The organism is Micromonospora sp. NPDC002296 (assembly GCF_040296145.1).
GTDB lineage: Bacteria > Actinomycetota > Actinomycetes > Mycobacteriales > Micromonosporaceae > Micromonospora.
This window is the reverse complement of the sequence record NZ_JBEOWQ010000128.1, coordinates 1-1,269: the sequence shown is the minus strand read 5'-3', so window position 1 is coordinate 1,269 and position 1,269 is coordinate 1. Positions and strand designations below refer to the sequence as shown.

General features: G+C 66.6%; 1 protein-coding gene. It reads left to right on the top strand.

Going from position 1 to position 1,269, the window contains the following annotated elements:
- Positions 1-68: 68 nt before the first annotated feature.
- A protein-coding gene (locus tag ABT023_RS29020) for an IS3 family transposase (RefSeq protein WP_350889872.1) occupies positions 69-1,237 on the top strand; the annotation gives its coding sequence in 2 pieces (ribosomal slippage) (positions 69-353 and positions 356-1,237; 1,167 coding nt in all).
- Positions 1,238-1,269 lie beyond the last annotated feature (32 nt).

Genomic DNA, 1,269 nt, shown 5'->3' with positions numbered 1-1,269 from the left:
GGGTCTGCTGCACCGGTAGGTGACATCTGAGATGGCTTGCCCTGGTGGCGGGCTGGAAGGATGTCGCTGTGCCCAAGCCCTACCCCCGTGAGTTCCGCGATGATGTCGTGCGGGTGGCCCGTGACCGGGATCCTGGCGTGACGGTCGAGCAGATCGCGAAGGACTTCGGAGTCCACCCGATGACGTTGTTCAAGTGGCTGCGCCAGGCCGACATCGACGCCGGGACCAAGCCTGGCGTCATTGGCAGCGAGTCAGCCGAGCTGCGCGAGGCCCGCAAACGGATCAAGCTCCTCGAACAGGAGAACGAGGTCCTGCGTCGGGCCGCGGCGTATCTGTCACAGGCGAATCTGCCGGGAAAAGGCTTTACCCGCTCGTGAGCGAGCTGGCCGCCGACGGTATCCCCGTGGCGGTGACGTGCCGGGTACTGAACATCGCTCGTCAGCCCTACTACCGGTGGCTCGCCCAGCCCGTGGGCGACGCCGAACTCGTTGCCGCCTACCGGGCGAACGCCCTGGTGGACGCCCACCGCGATGACCCGGAGTTCGGGTACCGGTTCCTGGTCGATGAGGCCCGCGCCGCCGGGCAGGCGATGGCTGATCGCACCGCGTGGCTGATCTGCTCGGGTAACGGCTGGTGGAGTGCCTTCGGCAAACGCAAGAGGCGCGGCAAGGGTGGCAAGGCCGGTCCGCCGGTGCACGACGACCTCGTGCAACGCGACTTCACCGCCGACGGCCCGAACCGGTTGTGGCTGGCCGACATCACCGAACACCGCACCGCCGAGGGCAAGCTCTACCTGTGCGCGATCAAGGACGTGTGGTCCAACCGGATCGTCGGCTACTCCATCGACTCACGCATGAAATCGAGGCTGGCCGTCAATGCCCTGCACAACGCCGTAGCCCGCCGTGGTGACGTGGCCGGCTGCGTGCTGCACACCGACCGCGGGTCGCAATTCCGCAGCCGGAAATTCGTCCGTGCCCTCAACCAGCACCACGTGACCGGGTCGATGGGCAGAGTCGGCGCCGCCGGCGACAACGCCGCCATGGAATCCTTCTTCGGCCTGCTGCAGAACAACGTCCTCGACCGGCGAACCTGGACCACCCTCCAGCAGTTGAGGACCGCGATCGTGACCTGGATCGAACGGACCTACCACCGCCGCAGACGACAGCGATCCCTGTCCCGGTTGACCCCTATCGAGTACGAGACCATCATGACCCCACCGGCCAGTCAGGCCGCGTGACTGCAACTGTCACCTACCGGTGCAGCAGACCC